Here is an 18,946-nt window from a genome sequence, read left to right as displayed (position 1 = left end):
CTAAACAGGATTACAGTTTGGTGTGTGGCGCGAACCAAGTTATGTTGCGCGCCAATAAATCTCAACCAAATCAGGTAGCCACCATGTCTGATCATGCAAAAAAACAGAAACCAGCCACCATCACCGCCCAGGCACTGGGCTGGGTCGATGCCGCAACCAAATCTGTAACCCCGCCGCTTTATCCATCGACCACGTTCGAGCGCAATACCGATCTGAGCTATCATGACGGGCGTTGCTATACGCGCGCGGATAACCCGACCTATGATCAGGCCTGCGAGGTACTGGATACCCTTGAAGGTGGCGTTGAAACCCGTCTGTTTGCATCTGGGATGGCTGCCGCAGTTGCGGTCATTCATGCGTTGAGCCCCGGCGATCATGTTGTCGCCCCCAAGGTCATGTATTGGGCGCTGCGCAGCTTCATGCTTGAAAGTGGTGTGCGTGCGGGTCTGTCGTTTGACTTTGTCGATAATGCCGACATTGCCGAGTGGGACAAACATATCGTTGCCGGCAAAACCAAGATTGTCTGGCTTGAAACCCCGGCAAACCCGGATTGGCAGATTACCGATATCGCCGCCGTTGCCGAACTGGCCCATAAGGCCGGTGCACAGGTTGTCGTCGACAATACGGTTGCCACGCCGCTTCTGACCCGCCCGATTGATTTTGGTGCTGATATCGTCATGCATTCAGCCACCAAATACCTTAACGGTCATAGTGACGTTCTGGCCGGGTCATTGACCACCGCATCGAACAATGAATTCTGGCAGCGCGTCTGCAAACAGCATGCATCGGGTGGTGCGGTTCTGGGCGTATTTGAAACGTGGCTTCTGTTGCGCGGGATGCGTACCCTTGCGATCCGTGTCGAACGGGCATCGGCCAATGCCATGACGATTGCCAAGCATTTCGAAAACCACCCGGAAATCGAGCAGGTCCAGTATCCCGGCCTTGAAAGCCATGCCGGTCACGAAGTTGCGAAAAGACAGATGACCGGCGGATTTGGCGGGATGCTTTCGCTGCGTGTTAAGGGCGGTGAAAAGCGTGCGGTCGATTTCCATAACCAGTGCAAACTGTTCAAGCGTGCAACATCGCTTGGCGGTGTTGAAAGCCTGATCGAGCATCGTTCATCTGTCGAAGGTCCGACCAGCCCGGTTCCGGTTGATTTGCTGCGTTTGTCGGTCGGGATTGAAGATGCAGAAGATCTTGTTAACGACCTGGAAACGGCCTTGCGGTTAAGCAAGTAAGCCATAACGTTTTCAAACTGGAATACCTGCCCGATGTCACAACAACCTGTTCAAAGGTTTTACACAGCAACAATGCGACGCAATGTGTGCGTGTTGGCGGTGGCATCGGGTTTGTTTGCGGTTATCGCACCCGGCCAGCTTGCCGCCCACGATACAAATGGCAAACCACATCAGCACGAAACAGATATCAATGCCCTGCCCCCGGCACCCGGTCTGATATTTGATCTTCTGGCTGGTGAATACATCATGTTTGACGAACTGGTGCGTCGGCTGTCAGATCGGAAATATGTTCTGATCGGCGAGAAACATGACAATCCGGTTCATCACCATCATCAGTCCCACCTGATTGATGCACTGAGCAAATCCGATCAGCGCCACCGAGCTGTGGTCTGGGAAATGTTTACCCGCGACCAACAGGCTTCTCTTGATCAGAAGTGGCAGGACGTGCCGGTTCTTGATCTGGGGCAGGAACTCGATTGGGAAGAGCGCGGCTGGCCGTCATGGCATGACTATGCCCCGATTGCCCAGGTCGCCCGCGATAATGATCTGAAAATGATCGCAGGCAATCTGCCGGACGATCTTTTGCGGCCACTCATTTCGAATGGCGTCTCAGCCCTGCCCGATCAGTTGGCGACAAAGCTTGATCTGCCTGAAATGCCCGAGGATATCCTGACCCGGTTTCGCGTCGAGATGGCAGAAAGTCATTGCAATGCGCTGCCCGAAAGCATGCTCGACGGGTTCGCAACAGCACAGTTTGCGCGTGATGCGTCACTTGCCCGCGCAATGGTCGATGCAGCTGCCTTACAGGGATCTGACGGTGCGTTTTTGATTGCCGGTGCCATGCATGTGCGTAACACGATTGCCGTTCCCTGGCACCTTGCCCGGTTTGAACCTGACCTGCCCCCGAATGAAATTGCCGTCGTCAGCCTGATAGAAGCGGATGATCCAAGTGACAATCCGCCAAAACCGCAAGGCTATGCTGAGCGTTTCGGGAATCCCAACGATATTGATTTCCTGTGGTTTACTAACGACATCCTGCGCAAGGATCCCTGTGCTGATATGACAGCCGGGCAATAAACCAGACAGAATTTCAGGTTATTTGATGCGGCGTGGAAGCCAGTCGGTGGTCGCAACCGGTTTGCCCTTGTGCGAGCGCATGACACGCGGGCGCACGACTTCCTTTGCCTCCGGGGTCGTCGCCGTTTTGCGAACAGACGCATAGAACTCAACCAGTTCGTCAAAGGGAATGATCGTTCCGATCCCTTCCTTATAGGCCTTGGTAAAGGGCGGATGGTTGCGCACGGTCATGCTAAGATGTTCGACCGTGTGATGGCCAAATTGCGACCAGATGCTTTCAAGGAAATGGGACGTTTTGGGATCAATGGCCTTTAGACGCACGTCAGGACGGCTTTCTTCCATCACCGCATAAAGGTTAGGTTCGACCGGTCCGAATTCCTCGGCAACGAAGATGGCGGGCATCAGCATATTGCCGTGATAATTCGCCCCGTAATAGGCCTGCGCCAGATACAGAAGGCGATGCAATTTCTGTGGCTGCAAATATTCATTATCGTTCAGCGCGAGATCGATAAATCTGAAAGCAGCTTCGAAAACTGTACTGAGAACCGGCTTGTTCTTCATGCTTGGCCCGATGGTCTGACGGAAATATCAGCCATCATAAGGCCATTGGCATATGCCAACAAGCATCCGCACAGAGATTTGGGAAATTTCGAAAAGATCGGCACAAAGTCAAACGATCTGCCTAGACTGATGCATCAAGCCGGGTTCCACGCATGCCATAACCATGGGCCACCGCATTGACCAATGCATAGAACGATGTGCCGCTATTGGCGGAAAGATCAAAGGGAATTGACGGGTCCAGCATGGACGCAAAGTCCTGATCGGTGGCGGCATCAACGGCCCCTTCGCGGTCACTGGAACGCCTTGCTGCTGAAAGATGACGCTGTTCGGCGCGCTGGTCCTTTTGTTCACCCGGATTGCCCTGCCCCGGCTGACGCTTGTTCTTGCCGTCCACATAGGCGTTGAACAAAATCCCGTCATCATCAGGGTTATAGGTATAATGCTGCGAGGATTCTTCGACCTGCGTACTGCGGTCAACTGTCGATACACCGCGCGCACCGGCCGCCGCAAGTCGGCCATACTGGCTGACCTGTGAGACTGTCTGTGCTGTCTGAACCGGTGTAAGCATTTCCTTTTCCTGCCATATCACGGCAATGAGTGAAACCTAATTCAACCCATGCATTATACATCAAGATAATGGGAAAAGGCAGGAATTTCGAAAATCCGTCACAAAGGCGTATGTTTAGTCGCCTTCAAATTCGACAAGATGGAATTCCTCGACGCCGCGATCACGGATTTTCTTTGCGCCGCCAAGGTCAGGCAGATCAATGATAAAGGCACAGGCAGCAACTTCTGCCCCGACCTTTTCAATCAGTTCAATCGCTGCCAGTGCAGTGCCGCCCGTCGCAATCAGATCATCCATGACCAGAACACGGCTGCCCGGCTTGATTGCATCCTTGTGGATTTCAATCACGTCAGAGCCATATTCAAGTTCGTATTCAACACCAATGGTTTCCGCAGGCAATTTGCCCTTTTTGCGGATGGTGACAAATCCGACACCCAGTGCAAGTGCGACAGCCGGACCAATGACAAAACCGCGTGCCTCGATCCCGGCGATCATGTCGATCTTTTTGTCCTGAAATTCGGCGGCAAAGCTGTCAATGACGTCTCGCAGGCCGTCAGCATCCTCGAACAGTGTCGTGATGTCGCGGAACATGATCCCCTTTTTCGGGTAATCAGGAATGGTACGGATCAACGACTTAATCGACATGGAATACTCCGGCCAGCTTTCAGGTGGTTTTCGCAACAATCAACGAGGTCCCTGAATATCAGAATCCCGTTGTACATACGGCGACACTTGATGCCTGAAAGCTGCCGGATTGGCAAGTCTCATCGGGTCATATGCCCGGAAACCCTGAACGCGCGAATGCGTTCAGGCAGCGTGCGGTGCTGACGCCCGAAGATGGGTGCGGTGATTTGAATTACCCAGTGCGATAAAATCATTTGCAAGTTTCTTGCTGATTTCAGCACGCGTGCCACGCGGCAAACCGGTCTGGGCGGCCTGACGATTGCCCCAGACAGCACGGTAAAGGCGGAAATCATGGTCATTGATCTGACCGAATACTTTTTCGACTTCCATCAGAGTTTGGACATAACTCTTTTTCATGTCAGCCATCCTGTTGCTCGTTGGACTTTCGCGGGTTGTGTCTTGCGAAAGAAACACACCTTTTTCGGTGCATCTTTTACAGCAGCCATATAGTCCGAACTTCATGGCTACTCAACTGCACGACGGTGACAAGATCAGGAAGATTTTGTGACAGGGTGCCCGAATTGAAAAACGGCTCGTCTTCATGTTTGAAAACGAACCGTTATTTCATTTCACGCAGGCGACAAGTGGCAAACCTAGTTCAGCGGTTTGGCCTGTTGTGCCTTGGCTTCTTCGTCGATCTGCTTTTGCAAGGCATCACCATATTCACCATAAATCCGCCCTTCAAGCGACAGCTCAAGGAAACGGATATAGTCGTTCTGATCAGAGATCTTGGTGCGCGCGACCTCAATCACATCAAACGGACTGGCAGCATCAAGATCATATTTGCGGATCAGCCCCAACATTTCGGCTGTGATCTGATCAAGCTTTTTGCGGGTTTCACTATATGAAAGCGCCATAAGGCAATCCTGTTTCATTCAAATGTCATTATTGGCGTGGTTATGCCCGTTCCACCGGCCAGAAACAAGCCCGCTACTGTCTGTTTTGTTGCAAGATAATCCCCGATACAATGTAAACTAGATCAGACACACGACCCGATATGAAGATCGACTTGAGTCATATCAAGGCGCAACTTTCACGATCATGCATTGTTTTACCGATTCAGGACAACGCGAAACCGGCTGATGCAAAAAGCTGCTTTCCGTCACCGCACCGGGGAAGAAACATGAAAATTCTGTCTGCCTTCAACGCCATGGGTATTCGCAAGCGCTTTATGTGGGCATCCGCATTCGGTGTTACGTCGACTGTCATTATTTCTCTGTTGATGATGACCATCGTTGAAGAAAAAGCGATGGATAGCAAATTGCGACAGCTGAGCGAGAATGAATTGACCTCGCTTCATGCTCTGATTGTCAATGTTATGGCCGCCCGTCCCGATGATGCCGACGACATCGGTATTCAGGTTTTCAACAACTGGTTTGACAGCCGTAATGGTGATTATCCTGGAGAACTATGGTCCGCCTGGGGCCCCACTACGCAAGCCTATATGAAGGAATATGGCGACAAACCGATCAAGGCCCCGCGTGACGAGATCGACATCGAAGCAATTGAAACCGGCCAACTTATCGGGCGCTATACGGAAAATGGCACCTATCGTATGTCGATGCCGATTATCCTTGGTGAAACCAAGGGCGCGGAACGTGAAGTCTGCTTTAGTTGCCATGGCGCAATGGATGCGCAAAAAGGTGACGTCATTGCCGTTCTGTCATCGAGCCTGTCGGTTGCCCCGGAACGTGAGAAAACCAACAATATCCTGATCGGCATCGTGATTGGCGGTCTGGCCATTGCCCTTGCGACCATCATCGGCATGCGCGTCTTGCTTACGCGCATTGTGACAGCCCCCCTGTCTGACCTTGGACGGGACATGACCGCCCTTGCCGAAGGCAATACCGATTTCGAAATCAATGCCCTGACCCGTCACGACGAAATCGGGCGCATGGCACAATCGGTGGACATTTTCCGCACCAACGCCATCGCCAAAAAGCAGATGGAAGCAGAACAACAGGCAGAATCGCATCGCCGGGACGAACGGATGAAAAGCCTGGAACGTCACATCGGCAAGTTCGAGGGCGTGATCGCCAAGATCGTCAGTGCCGTTTCAAGTTCAGCCCAAAAGATGCAGTCAACCGCAAGCGGGCTGGTTGAATCCGCTGACCGGGCAAGCAAAAGCGCAACCACGGTTGCCGCAGCATCCGAACAGGCGACGGTCAATGTTCGCACCGTTGCCGATGCCGCCGATCATTTGTCTGAATCGATTTCGCGCATTGGCGAACAGGCTCAGCAATCCACACAGGTTGCCGCCGAAGCATCACGTGAAGCCGAGCAATCGTCGGAAACTGTTCAGGGTCTGTCCGAAGTTGCAAACCGGATTGGCGAAATTGTCGCCCTGATCAGCGATATCGCCGGACAAACCAACCTTTTGGCTCTGAACGCGACAATTGAAGCCGCCCGTGCCGGTGAAGCCGGCAAAGGGTTTGCCGTGGTCGCAGCCGAGGTCAAAAACCTTGCCAACCAGACCGCACGCGCCACCAACGAGATCGCCGAACAGATCACCGCCATTCAGGAAGAAACAGGTAAAACCGTCACATCTATTGGCGATATCTCTGCGGTGATTTCACGCATCACCGAGATGGCCAATACCATTTCCACCGCTGTTGGCGAACAGGCCGAAGCCACTGATGAAATTGCCCAGAATGTCGAACAGGCGGCAATTGGCACCCAGGAAGTCAGCAGCAACATCGAACGTGTCAGCAACACGGTTGCCGATACGGATGAGGCGGCCCATCTGGTTCTTGATGTAGCCCGCGAACTTGGGACCTTGTCGGATAACCTGCGTTCTGAAGTTGACCGGTTCCTTGTCGATATCCGAACGACGTGATTTGCAGTTTCCATTTGAAACAGCTGCCCAAAAAAGCCTGCTACTGCTTGTAGCAGGCTTTTTTCATTTGGATGCCCGCCTTGCTGCCCCGGCAGGTACAGGACGGCGGTGCCACTTGCTTATTTCGGGGCAGACAAATTGCCAACTTCATTTTATGGTTATGCCACTCAGGGACACTATTTGCCGGAACGAGTCAGGTAGTAGACAAGCGCTATCGACAAGATCAGCGTTCCCTGCATTCAGACAAAATCCGGACATCAGCCCGCATCAACCACCGGCATAACCCCTGCTTTTTTGCTTTACCGGGCGTAGCATTAACCAGACTTCAAGCTTTTGGGGTCCTATTCTTACGTAAAAACTAATAGATTAATTATAAAGCTGGGTGATTTCATGTAAAAAGCCCGACCATGACGACACCGGGGGATTGTGGGAACAATGTCGTTTACGACGATATTAGGCATTATGGTTGGTTTGGGATTGTTTGTCGGGTCGATCTTTATTTCGACCGATAACTATCTTGTATTCTTGAGCCTTTCGAGCGCACTGATGGTGGTTGGCGGCACGCTTGCCGCGACCTTTATTGCCTATGAGGCGCGCTATGTACTGCTTGCATTAAAACTGATTTTCAAGATTTTCCGTGCCCCGCAAATGGGCCGCGGACAATTGACCGGCGAAGTCGGCCGCGTCGTCAAATGGGGCTATTTGCTGCAGAAAAAGGGCATCAATGCCCTGGAACAGGAAGCAGAGCGTGTCGGCAAGGACGAGCCGTTTCTTGGCTGGGCGATGGAAGTGATCATTACCGGTTATAATGGTGATGAAGTGGCCGAAATGCTTCACAACGCCATCGATAATGCCTTTAACCGCAACCTTGTGCCGGTTTCGATCCTCAAAAGCATGGCGGCTGCGGCCCCGGCATTCGGGATGATCGGAACGCTGGTTGGTCTGGTGATCATGCTCGACAAGATGGCAGATGATCCGACATCGCTCGGGGCCGGTCTTGCGATTGCACTGATCACGACCCTTTACGGTATTGTTGCGGCCCGGTTCTTTTTCATGCCTGCTGCAAGCAAGATCCAGCAACGCGAAGAAATCATGCGGTTTCGCAATTACCTGATAGCCGAAGGCCTGATCATGCTGGCCGATCGCAAGGGCCCCCGCGCCATTCAGGACCGGATGAATTCATTCCTCGATCCTGCGATCCACTTCAATATCGACAAATCTGCGAAGTAGGGAACACCATCATGGCACGGCGCGGACGGGAAATCCCCAAGGTCGAAGAAGAAGAAGTCAACGAAGACTGGCTTGCCACATACGCCGATGCCATCACCCTTCTGATGGCCTTCTTTGTCATGCTGGTCAGCTTTTCCAAGGTTGAGTTGCCGGTCTTTGAAAAGGTGCAAGCCGGTATTGCTGAGCAAATCGGCAAACGCGATATTGTCCGCCCGACACAGGTTCTGGAAACCGATCTCAAAGACGTCGTCTTCAACATGGCGATGGACAGTGCGGTCAATGTTTCGACGGATGATGAAGGCATTCTGATGGAAATGGGCAGCGGCTCGTTCTTCCAGCCGGGTTCAGCCAACCTGACCAAGGATGCTGTCCTGTTTCTCAAGGATGTTGCCGACCTGCTTAAGGAACCGCGCTATCTGGGTTTCCAGATTGAAGTGACCGGGCATACCGATGATACCCCGATCAGTTCCCCGCGTTTTCCGTCAAACTGGGAATTGGCGGCGGGACGTTCAATTGCAGTGGTTCGGTTCTTTTCTGCCCTTGGCGTTGATCCCGATCAGAAACGGATGCGCGCCATTTCCTATGGCGACACCAAACCCAAACTTCCAAACCGCGATGATTCCGGCAACCCTATCGCAGAAAATCGTGAGGCAAACCGCCGCATCGAGATCCGTGTTTTCCCGAAATACTCACGCGTCTTCTGATACCAAACTTCGGGTTTATAATAATTAAACTTGCCCATCCGGTGGTCGAACAATACACTTTTGAGGTGTATCAGTTTCATCGCGGGATCCGTGCTCGGGCAAAATCACTCCCTACCTAATAAGCTCGTCACATCGCCACAGCATACGTTCTAGGCTGTAACCAGGCAGTTGTGAGGCCGCGAATGCGCAACCAACGAATGGACAGGTGATCTCATGAGCAAACGCCTAGTACTCTGGACAGCCCTAGCGCTGATCGCACCGTTATGCGCTCAGGCCCAGGATGCGCCAAAATCAGAAAAGCCGAACATTCTGGTCATCTGGGGCGATGATGTCGGCATGTGGAATATCAGCGCCTATCACCGTGGCATGATGGGTGGCAGCACCCCCAATATCGACCGGATAGCCAATGATGGCATGTTGTTCATGGATCACTATGCCCAGGCTTCCTGTACCGCGGGACGTGCAGCCTTTCTTACAGGTCAGTACCCGATGCGCGTTGGCCTAAGTACCGTTGGCATCCCCGGCTCTGACATCGGTTTGCAATCCGAAGACCCGACCCTTGCCGAAATGTTGCGTGCGCAGGGCTATCGAAACGGGCAGTTTGGGAAAAACCATCTTGGCGACCGTGACGAACATCTGCCAACCAACCACGGCTTCGACGAGTTCTATGGCATTCTTTATCATCTGAATGCTGGTGAATATGTCGAACAATATGATTACCCGACAGGCACCAAAGTTGCCGAACAGATTGCCCAGCGCGGTATCATCCATTCTCTTCATCAGGAAGACGGATCCCAGACCATTGAAGATTTGGGAAATTTCGGAAGCGAACGGCAACGTACGCTTGATCAGGAAGTTCTTGAAGAATCCAAGCGGTTCATTCGCGACGCAGTTGCCGAAGACAAGCCGTTTTTCGTTTGGCACAACACCACCCGGATGCATTACCGCACCAATCTAAGCAAGGATTATGATGGCGTCACCGGATATGGCCTTTATGCAGATGGCATGAAGGAATTGGATGACGATGTCGGAGAACTCCTTGATCTTCTTGATGAACTTGGCATTGCGGACAACACGATGGTGATGTTCTCGACCGATAATGGTGCGGCATCAAACAGCTGGCCGGATGGCGGCAACCAGCCGTTCCGCGGTGAAAAAGGTGTTGGCGGTTACGAAGGTGGCTTCCGCGTGCCGATGGCGGTCAAATGGCCAGGTACAATTCCGGCCGGTACCACCACTGGCGAATTCATGACAATGGAAGACTGGGTGCCGACGATCATGTCGCAACTTGGCGACAAGGATCTGAAGGAAAAGCTTCTCGACGGATACAAGATTGGCGATCAGAAATACCGGGTTCATCTTGACGGTTACGACCAGACTGACCTGATCACCCAAGCCGGCCCAACCAAGCGCAAGGAATTTTTCTATTTCACCGAAACCAAATTCCACGGTCTGCGCTATGGCGACTGGAAGTTCCTGTTTACAGATCAGGACAAATGGTTCAACGGCGTTGCCAACAATCTGACAAGCCCGCTGATCACCAACCTGAAACTTGATCCGTTCGAGAGATTCCACGAAGCACGCGGCTTTGATGAATGGCAGGAAAACCGGTCATGGACCCTTGCCCCGGCAATCGGAGTGGTCAACCAGTTCTTTGCATCATTCAAAGATTACCCGCCACGACAGGCAAGCTTCTCGGTCGATGTTGACCAGATTGTCAACGACATGCAGCAAGGCAGTAAACGTTAAGCCGTCGACACAAAAACACCGCGCTTTATGCGCGGTGTTTTTTTTCATCCTGTTCATTCCCGTCACAATGTCGCCTATTCGATCCGCAACACCATCTCGTCACGGGCGGCGAATGCGCCTGACCACATTGCTTTTGCCTGCTGCTCAATGACAGTCATATCGGCATCATTGTGGTCCGGGTCATGGTGGAATAGCGCCAGACGCTTGGCATTTGCCGCTCGACACAACCGTATTCCTTCCTGCCAGGTCGAATGCCCCCACCCGACCTTTTGCGGGAATTCCTCGTCGGTATAGGTACTGTCATAAATCACAAGATCGGCATCCCGAATGAAATCCAGAATGATCTCGTCGGGTTTTCCCGGTTCATGTTCGGTATCGGTTACGAAGCACACAGCCTGCCCGCCATATTCGACACGAAAGGCTGTCGCCCCGTTGGGATGACGCAGCGGGGCGGTTTTAATCACGATCCCCTCGCCCGGATGCAAGTCATCACCAACGGCGAAATCCTCGAATGTCAATTTAGACTGCATGGCAGAAAGCGGCACCGGGAAAGTCGGATTTGCCATCTGGGCCGAGAAAACGCGTTCAACGCCGCCCTGATCGGTCAGATGCCCGGCCATCACCCTGAAGGACGCCTTCGGGTTATAGGCCGGCACAAAAAACGGGAACCCGTTAATGTGGTCCCAATGGGTATGGGTCAGATAGATCGTGGCTTCGGTCACCTTGCGGCGGATCAGATCCTTGCCAAGGTTGCGAATGCCGGTTCCGGCATCGAAGATCAGAACCTTTCCCGCGATCCGCATTTCAAGGCAGCTCGTATTGCCGCCATACACCACATGATCGGGTGACGGACAGGCAATGCTTCCACGAACTCCCCAGAACTTAACCTCAATCGACATTCAATAGACCCCGTCCATCCGTTGACAGTTCGATACGGATCACTTCTGTAACATCCTTGAAAGATAGCATTTTATTCCCACAAACCAATCAAGGATTGTGGAAACATGACTATTGCACGCTGACCGGCATCCCGATCTGTGCTTCAAAAACCTGATCGGCCCGTCCGCAATTGACTGCGATTTCACAAAGACCGATCGAATTACAGTAATGAAATGGTTCCCCCAAGGGCACATCGGAAAATGTACGCGCGGCCGTAACCATGCGATCACCAATGCGCAGTTTAATCTCACTATTTTGCGCCGGAAGACCGGTCATCAGATTGCCGTATGTGTCGATATAAATGACCTCGGCCAGCGCATCGGGCCAGTCTTGTGCGTCGTCATATCGCTGATCTGATGGCAAGACATGGCTGGCAAAATCCTGCCCGGTTGCAACCATTGCCGCCACCGGGCCAAAAATATCCCTGCCATGAAAACTTGCTGAAAGTGTTTCCGGTTCCCAGTCGATGCATCGCACTGTGACGTCTTCCGCCCGGCGAATGATCATTTCAAACAAACCGTTATCCGGTCCGACATAGGTCACCCCGTCTGCCGTGACCACAAGCCCCTTGCGCGTACTGCCAACCCCAGGATCAACAACCGCCAGAACCACATCACCGGGTTTGAATTCTCGACCAAGTGCGGCAAGAAGATAACTTGATGCCCTGGGATTTCGATCCGGCGCATCAAGCATCAGATCACATATGGCAATATCAGGTGCGTTGCGCATTACAACCGAGCGCATGGTTCCGCTATAGGGACCGATCACACCAAAATCACTAAAGACAAAGATCATCTTTCTGGAAATTTCCCTGTCAGAATGACACCGAAAACGATAACGCCGGTGGTCATTCTTCATCCCCACCGGCGTTATTCTGATCTTTATATAGGGCTTAAAACCCTGACTGCTACTTGACCTCGCAGAACTGGCCGCGACGCTTCAAATCCGCACAAAGCGATTTTGCCGCACTGTCGCTTAGCCCCGTTGCCATCAGTCGATAATAGGTACCCTTGCCCGGAATGTTGGCCCTGGTCACACCATGCTGCAGGGGGGCGAGCTGTCCATAGCGGCTCGCAAGTATCTGCCAGCCGCGCTCTGCCTGCCCTTCATTCCGGTAGGATGCCAGATGAACCGATTTACTGCCGCTTGCCATCGCCGGTTGTGCAGCATCCGACACCATTTCTTCACCTGCCTGCACCGGACGGCTTTCGCCGGTTGCGACCTTGCGGACCGGTTCCCCGGCATTGAGCGTCATTGCCGTTCCCTTGGCCGGTTCGACAATCGCGGCTTCAATCGCATCGCGTTCACGCTTGAATTCATCTGGCGTCACCAGCTTCATGCCTTGCAAATCTTCAAGACGCGCAATCTGACGGGCAGCATCCATAAGGCCCTGTGGCGCCGGTGGTGGCACCGCGCGCTGGCGCGGCTGTGCGGGCAGCAATGCATCAAGAATTGCAGTCCGTTCGGCCACATGTTCCTGCACCGTGATCGCCCCGATCTGCAAGGCACGGTTCAACTGATTAAGGCGTTGCTCGACCTGTGAACCATCTGGCGGCGGGTTATTCAGGAACGCCGAGGGTGCAGGCTGGCTCATTGGCAGAAGCGCGCCAAGGTTGGCGGAGCGGCGTGCCGAATATTCTTCCGGCGTGATCAACCCGGTAGATTGCAGGTCTCGCAGGATTGAAAAGCGTTTCGCAACTGCCTCGTCCCCGCCAGACAAAGCCGCCCCTGCGGGAATATCCATGGCCTTGGTTGGTGCGCCGGTCATTGCAGACTGGGTATTGGTCATCATGGGGGTAGCGATTGCAGAACCACTTCCGGTTCCGAGCCCTGATGGACCGGTTGCAATCTGATCATTAATGCTAAGTGATCCCGGAAGACCGCGTTGCAAACGGTTCAGGTTGAATTCAGCAGCATCACGTAGCGGACGGGGCTGGGTTCCGGATGCCGTCGACATCAGAACCGTGCCCGGCGGGTTCATGGCAATCAGCGTATCATATCCATCGCGGGCACGATCAGGCCGATTGGTATTTTGATACAGAACCGAGCGCCAAAGCATCGCATGGCCATCTTGCGGATTTTTACGCAATGCTTCGTTAAAAAGCTTCTCGGCTGAGGCATAGTCCCCTGTTGCAAGCTGCTGCAAGCCAAGTGCTGTGTAATTGTCATCGGCAAATGACGTTGCCTCGTCCCAGAAGTCCTGATCCAGCAGCGGCGCACAGGCCGACACCCATGAAACCATACCGATCACAGCAATCCCCTTGCTGATTTTCAGCCAGTTTCCGGTCCGCTTTGCGGATACCTGCATGGCGCCAATCCCCTATTATCTAAAACCTGTTCCCGGAAATCATGCTGCATGGCTTTGCATTCAACCAGTAAAAAGCAGCACCCCTTTCCCTATATCGCATTGATTTTGCATCCTGCTTGCCAAGAATTCGTTAAAGCCGCAATCAGGCATAAATTACAGGAATTAAATCATGCAGGGCGGGCAAGGTCCCCTTGTCCCTTCCATATGTATAGTTCATATAAAGGGTATTGGTTTAGAACCATTAACCAGTGCTTCAGAACATTATGATTTGATCAGACTTCGGTCTTCGGTGTATGGAACGAGGCCGTAACGATAAAAACAGATTCTCTTTCAGGGGTCCCGCGTGATTGAACCGCAGCAATATGGCCAACAGGCCCTACAGGAATACCTGTTGCTGGATTATGTCCAACGGCTTGAAACCCGCAAATACGGGCACCGTGCTGTGCATATTCATCTATCGCGCATGAAACCGTTCCATCGCCGCGACTATCACATTCGTGTGGCGACCAATACCTTTGAAAGCTATGTGAAGCTGTATGTCGGGCGTATCTTTGTTCTGACCAACAATGATCTGATCTTTGTCTGGAAAGACAAATCGATCGCCGATGTCGAACCGGCTGTTGATACCCTGCGCTATCTGTTCCGCGATGATCCCCTGTCACAGGATGACAGCGAAGAAACCGGTTTTTGCACATGGTACAACCTCAATACCGAGTTTCAGGAATTCCTTCTTCTGTGCCAGCACCTTGACGAGCGTGCCAAGAAGCTGCAGCAAAGCAGCAACATGCGCACCGCCCTTCAACGTGAAAAGGATCAGGCGCTTAGCCCGATCAACGCTGAAAATCTGGCCCAGCTCGAAGAAACCATCCATACAGCCGATTTGTCCGAGCATATCCGCCAGCAACCGGTTTGCGTCTTTGCCCATGGCGGATCCAAGGAACTGCATCCGGTCTTTGACGAATTCTTTGTATCGATTACGGATTTGCGCAATGCGCTGATGCCCAATATCGATCTGGCGTCGAACCGCTGGCTGTTCCAGCACATGACCGAAGTTCTGGACAAACGCATGCTCAATTACCTGTGCAAGCGGACGTTCAAGACCCATGCCAGCTCGTTCTCGATCAACCTTAATCTTGGAACCCTGACCTCCAAGGATTTTGACAAGTTCGATGAAACCGTGCGCAGCAAATGGCCGGGCAATGTGATTATCGAGCTTAATCAGGTTGATCTGTTTTCGAACCTTGAAACCTATCTCAGTGTGCGCGATGACTTCCACAAGCGCGGCTATCGCATTCTGATCGATAACCTGACGGTGGAATCGCTTTCATTTGTTGATCGCAACAGGCTGAAGGCCGACTTCATCAAGGTCGCCTGGCGCGAAGAAATGACCGATAATGTCATTCGCAAGAAATATTCCGAGATGGACAACCTTGTGAAAAATTCCGGTCGTGAACGCGTTATTCTGTGCCGGTGCGATACGCCGACCGCGATAAAATTCGGCCAGTCGCTTGGCATTACCCTGTTCCAGGGACGCTATATCGACAATATGATTGCCCGTCAGCGCCGTGCAAAGCGTGCCCAGAAGGCTGCGCAAAAGCAAAAGTGATCTGACGCCACGTGTGATCAACACCTAACAGGCCGGGGATTTCCCCGGCTTTTTCTGTTCAGAACCACCTCCTGACAAAGACTGACAGGAACCTTTGATCATCAGGTGGATTTGCACATTTCACCCCTTGGCACCAAAGGAACAAAAGAAGTACAAATAGATATGTTGTACGCGCTTTGCCCAGACTGCCATCACAAATGGCGACTGCATCTTGACAAGACACTGCCCAAAAGCGGTGCGGGTTCCTATATGCCTTGCCCGGCCTGTGGCGGCAAACGCGCGATTGCCCATGCCGAACTGCCCGAACTTTGCATCGGACATCTTGATTGCGACGCGTTTTATGCATCCATTGAAAAGCGCGACCGGCCGGAATTGATTGATGCCCCTGTCATCATCGGCGGCGGCCATCGCGGGGTTGTCTCGACCTGCTGCTATGTCGCGCGCAAATATGGCGTCCGTTCAGCCATGCCTGCCTTCAAGGCGCGGGAATTGTGCCCGGACGGTGTTTTTCTGAAACCTGACATGGCCAAGTATCAGCGCGAGGGATATCGCATTCGTGACATGATGCGGGCGCTTACCCCGGATATCGAACCACTATCGATTGATGAGGCCTTTATGGACCTTTCCGGTGCACAGGACACCCATGGCAAATCAGCCGCCGAATGTCTGGTAGAGCTGCAATCAACCATCCGCAAGGAAGTCGGCATCACCGTTTCCATCGGTCTTTCCTATAACAAGTTTTTGGCCAAGATCGCCTCAGACCTGAACAAGCCGTTCGGATTTTCCATGATCGGTGCGGCCGAGGCCGTTGATTTTCTCGCCGACAAGCCTGTGCGCATGATGTGGGGCGTTGGCCCGGCCATGGAGCGCAAGCTCCATGACGATGGCATCACCAGCATCGGACAGCTTCAGGAGCTTGATATCCATGCCCTGCAGGGGCGCTATGGCAGCATCGGCAAGCGGTTCTACTATTTCTCGCGCGGGCAGGATAATCGCCGTGTTGAACAAAGCAGCGAACGCAAAAGCCTGTCATCGGAAACCACATTCAATGACGATATCGCGGGTCTCGATGAACTGACCGCCATCGCCACCCGTCTGACCGCGCGCGTTGCCAGCGATCTGGCGCGCAAGGAAATCGCCGGACATACCGTGGTCCTGAAATTGAAATCATCGGATTTCAAACTCCGCACCCGCAATATGCGCCTGACCTATCCGTCGCTGCGTGAAGACGTAATCCTCGAAGCCGCACTGACATTGCTGAAAAAGGAAATCGACGGCACAAAATACCGGCTTCTCGGCGTCGGGGTCACCGATCTGTTTGCCGCCGATCAGGCCGACCCGGTCGATCTGTTTGCCGATACAGCATCCGAAAACGATTTGACCGATGATGACGCCAATCCGGGCACGCCTGCCCCGCGCGCACCCATCGAACTGCCGCGCCCGACGGCAGAACAGCTGCGTGAAAGCCTCACACGGCGGTATCGTCAGCACAAAAAGAAAATCGTGCGACAGCAGCGCTTCAGATTTTAGGGAACAAGCCAGAAATGAAAAATGCCCGCCAGCTGATCGCTGCGAGCATTTACCACTTGGCCAAATCTTTCTTAAAGAAAGATGGCGTCCCCTAGGGGATTCGAACCCCTGTTGCCGCCGTGAAAGGGCAGTGTCCTAGGCCTCTAGACGAAGGGGACACAAGCACGATGTGCCAATGTCAAATGACTTTCGGTTGGTGGCGTCCCCTAGGGGATTCGAACCCCTGTTGCCGCCGTGAAAGGGCAGTGTCCTAGGCCTCTAGACGAAGGGGACATAGCACCAATCGAAGTCATCATGTTAACGAGTGGCGTCCCCTAGGGGATTCGAACCCCTGTTGCCGCCGTGAAAGGGCAGTGTCCTAGGCCTCTAGACGAAGGGGACGCAGCGCGTTAACGAGGCCGGTTTTTAGCGATTGGGTCGGGTCAGGTCAAGCGGCTTTTTCGCCCTTATGACGTTTTTTTTAATCCCCCACCGAAAATAGGGCGATATCCCGCCCAATCCCGAAAAAACCAGGCCTTGATGTTTAACCTGATGGTTCATTTTTTCCATCCACCTGCCAGATGAGAATGAATTCATCCCCCGTCAAGGTCGATATGGATGGAAAAAATATTTCCAGATCAGTCCTTTTTGCGTTTTGCACCGAACCAGAAGGTAATCCCCGCAACGCCAAGACCGATTCCCAAAAACACAAACATTGACTGATATGCTTCCGGTGCACCGGCCTCAAACTGTCCGATGATCAGACCGGCAACGCCCTGCAACACAAAAAGCCCGGCAAAGGTCGCCAGATTGACAGTGGTAAGCGCACGGCCAATCTGATGTTCCGGGACAGCCTGCCGGGAAGCAGCATAGCTCAGCGTTGCACTGGACCCGATAAAGCCGTGAATCAGCATCAGAACAGCCGCCACGCCAACGCCCCAAGGCCCGAGAAAGGCCTGAAGCAAACAGGCCCCTGCCCCGACCAGAACGGCAAAGACAATCAGTCCCTGGGTCTTGGCCGGAAATTTACGTGAAAGCTGTCCATAGGCTGGCGGCCCAAGGATCATGCCGATTGTCATGATCAGCAACACATTGCCAACTTCGACCGGGCCAAGTGCGAAGACATCATGCAAATACGGCCCGCCCCACAATCCGCGTACTGTAAGGATCGCCGGATAGCTAAAGAATGCGACACCCGATAACAGCCAGACCTGACGATTCTTCCAGACAGACACCATGCCCTTAAGGGCATCAAGGACCGTTTCGCCCTTGCGATCAACAACCGCATGACCGGGAGGCATATCGCGCACGAACAAAAGATCAAGCACCACCGAAACCAAACTGATCGCGGCCAGACCAAAATAAACTGTTCGCCAGCCATGAGTTTCGACAAGGGCTGCCAGTGGCGTTGCCGAGGCCAGAACACCCAGCAGGCTAAAGGAGACAATAAGTCCCGATGCGGCTGCGAATTTTTCGGGTGCAGTCCAGCGCGCGGCAAGAACAAGCGCGGCCATGAAAGCTGCTGAACAGCCAAGCCCGATCACCGCCTGCCCGATCATCAGACCGATGACGCTATGAGCATTGGCAAAGATGATCACGCCCGCCACCGTGCCAAGCATCAGGATGCCATTGGTAAGGCGCGGCCCATAGCGGTCAAGCATCACGCCAACCGGTATCTGCATCAGGGCAAAGGCAAAGTGGAAGCTGCCGGAAACCAGCCCAAGCTGTTCCGGGGTGACGGCAAGTTCAACACGCAAGGGTTCGGCCAAAAGAGCCTGGGCCGAACGGAAAAACTGGCTGAGCGAGAAAGCCAGAAGGATCGGCGCGAGCACCAGAATGAAATGACTGGTCCGCGCAATGGGGGGCGAGTGTTTTGTGTGTTCTGTCATGATGTTATCTGGGATAATCCCATCATCACGGAACGGCAAGCCTTTGCATTA

General features: G+C 53.2%; 17 protein-coding genes and 3 tRNA genes. 8 read left to right on the top strand and 12 right to left on the bottom strand.

Annotated features, from left to right (window positions below; all coding sequences use genetic code 11):
* Nucleotides 1–83: 83 nt before the first annotated feature.
* Together ACTU44_RS11055 and ACTU44_RS11050 are read left to right on the top strand one after the other, a co-directional pair.
* A complete protein-coding gene (locus ACTU44_RS11055; protein ID WP_336080674.1) occupies nt 84–1,238 on the top strand; it encodes a trans-sulfuration enzyme family protein in 1,155 nt (384 codons plus the stop codon).
* Between the two features lie 33 nt (nt 1,239–1,271).
* Complete coding sequence (locus ACTU44_RS11050) at nt 1,272–2,315, top strand: ChaN family lipoprotein (RefSeq protein ID WP_462095396.1); 1,044 nt, start codon at nt 1,272–1,274, stop codon at nt 2,313–2,315.
* A gap of 18 nt (nt 2,316–2,333) precedes the next feature.
* Here ACTU44_RS11050 and ACTU44_RS11045 read toward each other — a convergent pair whose 3' ends face one another.
* From ACTU44_RS11045 to ACTU44_RS11025, 5 genes are all read right to left on the bottom strand, one after another.
* Nucleotides 2,334–2,876: a Panacea domain-containing protein gene (locus ACTU44_RS11045; RefSeq protein WP_114097768.1), complete on the bottom strand. Its 543-nt coding sequence runs from the start codon at nt 2,874–2,876 to the stop codon at nt 2,334–2,336.
* A 121-nt stretch (nt 2,877–2,997) separates the two neighbouring features.
* Nucleotides 2,998–3,444, bottom strand: coding sequence for a hypothetical protein (locus tag ACTU44_RS11040; protein WP_462095395.1), 447 nt, complete (start codon nt 3,442–3,444; stop codon nt 2,998–3,000).
* 114 nt (nt 3,445–3,558) lie between these two features.
* A complete protein-coding gene (locus ACTU44_RS11035; RefSeq protein WP_114097590.1) occupies nt 3,559–4,086 on the bottom strand; it encodes an adenine phosphoribosyltransferase in 528 nt (175 codons plus the stop codon).
* 162 nt (nt 4,087–4,248) lie between these two features.
* A complete protein-coding gene (locus ACTU44_RS11030) occupies nt 4,249–4,482 on the bottom strand; it encodes a hypothetical protein (protein ID WP_336080671.1) in 234 nt (77 codons plus the stop codon).
* A 236-nt stretch (nt 4,483–4,718) separates the two neighbouring features.
* Nucleotides 4,719–4,982, bottom strand: a complete 264-nt coding sequence (locus tag ACTU44_RS11025) for a hypothetical protein (RefSeq protein ID WP_114097589.1) — start codon at nt 4,980–4,982, stop codon at nt 4,719–4,721.
* A 266-nt stretch (nt 4,983–5,248) separates the two neighbouring features.
* Between ACTU44_RS11025 and ACTU44_RS11020 the strand changes: the two genes are divergently transcribed.
* The 4 genes from ACTU44_RS11020 (at nt 5,249) to ACTU44_RS11005 (ending at nt 10,644) form a co-directional block, all read left to right on the top strand.
* Nucleotides 5,249–6,961, top strand: a complete 1,713-nt coding sequence (locus ACTU44_RS11020) for a methyl-accepting chemotaxis protein (RefSeq protein ID WP_462095394.1) — start codon at nt 5,249–5,251, stop codon at nt 6,959–6,961.
* Between the two features lie 435 nt (nt 6,962–7,396).
* The gene (locus ACTU44_RS11015) at nt 7,397–8,191 is read left to right on the top strand and encodes a motility protein A (protein WP_114097588.1); all 795 of its coding nucleotides are present in this window, start codon (nt 7,397–7,399) and stop codon (nt 8,189–8,191) included.
* Nucleotides 8,192–8,202: 11 nt separating this feature from the next.
* A complete protein-coding gene (locus ACTU44_RS11010; protein WP_114097587.1) occupies nt 8,203–8,895 on the top strand; it encodes an OmpA/MotB family protein in 693 nt (230 codons plus the stop codon).
* A 213-nt stretch (nt 8,896–9,108) separates the two neighbouring features.
* On the top strand, nt 9,109–10,644 hold the full coding sequence (locus ACTU44_RS11005) for an arylsulfatase (RefSeq protein WP_114097586.1): 1,536 nt from the start codon (nt 9,109–9,111) through the stop codon (nt 10,642–10,644).
* Between the two features lie 74 nt (nt 10,645–10,718).
* Here the strand turns inward: ACTU44_RS11005 and ACTU44_RS11000 are convergent, their stop codons facing one another.
* The 3 genes from ACTU44_RS11000 to ACTU44_RS10990 form a co-directional block, all read right to left on the bottom strand.
* Entirely contained in the window at nt 10,719–11,543 is an 825-nt protein-coding gene (locus tag ACTU44_RS11000; protein WP_114097585.1) for an MBL fold metallo-hydrolase, read from the bottom strand.
* Between the two features lie 109 nt (nt 11,544–11,652).
* Nucleotides 11,653–12,378, bottom strand: coding sequence for an SAM hydrolase/SAM-dependent halogenase family protein (locus ACTU44_RS10995; protein ID WP_114097584.1), 726 nt, complete (start codon nt 12,376–12,378; stop codon nt 11,653–11,655).
* Nucleotides 12,379–12,490: 112 nt separating this feature from the next.
* A complete protein-coding gene (locus tag ACTU44_RS10990; protein WP_114097583.1) occupies nt 12,491–13,891 on the bottom strand; it encodes an SPOR domain-containing protein in 1,401 nt (466 codons plus the stop codon).
* Nucleotides 13,892–14,234: 343 nt separating this feature from the next.
* On the opposite strand from ACTU44_RS10990, the gene ACTU44_RS10985 reads away from it, so the two are divergent.
* Nucleotides 14,235–15,497 carry an EAL domain-containing protein gene (locus ACTU44_RS10985; protein WP_114097582.1) on the top strand — a complete coding sequence of 421 codons (1,263 nt, stop codon included), beginning with the start codon at nt 14,235–14,237 and terminating at the stop codon, nt 15,495–15,497.
* 162 nt (nt 15,498–15,659) lie between these two features.
* The gene (locus ACTU44_RS10980) at nt 15,660–17,027 is read left to right on the top strand and encodes a DNA polymerase IV (RefSeq protein WP_462095393.1); all 1,368 of its coding nucleotides are present in this window, start codon (nt 15,660–15,662) and stop codon (nt 17,025–17,027) included.
* Between the two features lie 82 nt (nt 17,028–17,109).
* Here the strand turns inward: ACTU44_RS10980 and ACTU44_RS10975 are convergent.
* From ACTU44_RS10975 to ACTU44_RS10960, 4 genes are all read right to left on the bottom strand, one after another.
* Nucleotides 17,110–17,185: transfer RNA gene (locus ACTU44_RS10975), tRNA-Glu, on the bottom strand.
* Nucleotides 17,186–17,224: 39 nt separating this feature from the next.
* A tRNA-Glu gene (locus ACTU44_RS10970) sits at nt 17,225–17,300 on the bottom strand.
* A 32-nt stretch (nt 17,301–17,332) separates the two neighbouring features.
* Nucleotides 17,333–17,408 (bottom strand) — tRNA-Glu (locus ACTU44_RS10965).
* A gap of 236 nt (nt 17,409–17,644) precedes the next feature.
* Nucleotides 17,645–18,895 (bottom strand): MFS transporter, encoded by a 1,251-nt coding sequence (locus tag ACTU44_RS10960; RefSeq protein ID WP_462095392.1) that lies wholly within the window; start codon nt 18,893–18,895, stop codon nt 17,645–17,647.
* Between the last annotated feature and the right edge of the window lie 51 nt (nt 18,896–18,946).

It is taken from the genome of Thalassospira sp. SM2505, from assembly GCF_054901115.1.
This window is presented reverse-complemented; position numbering and strand designations above follow the sequence as displayed.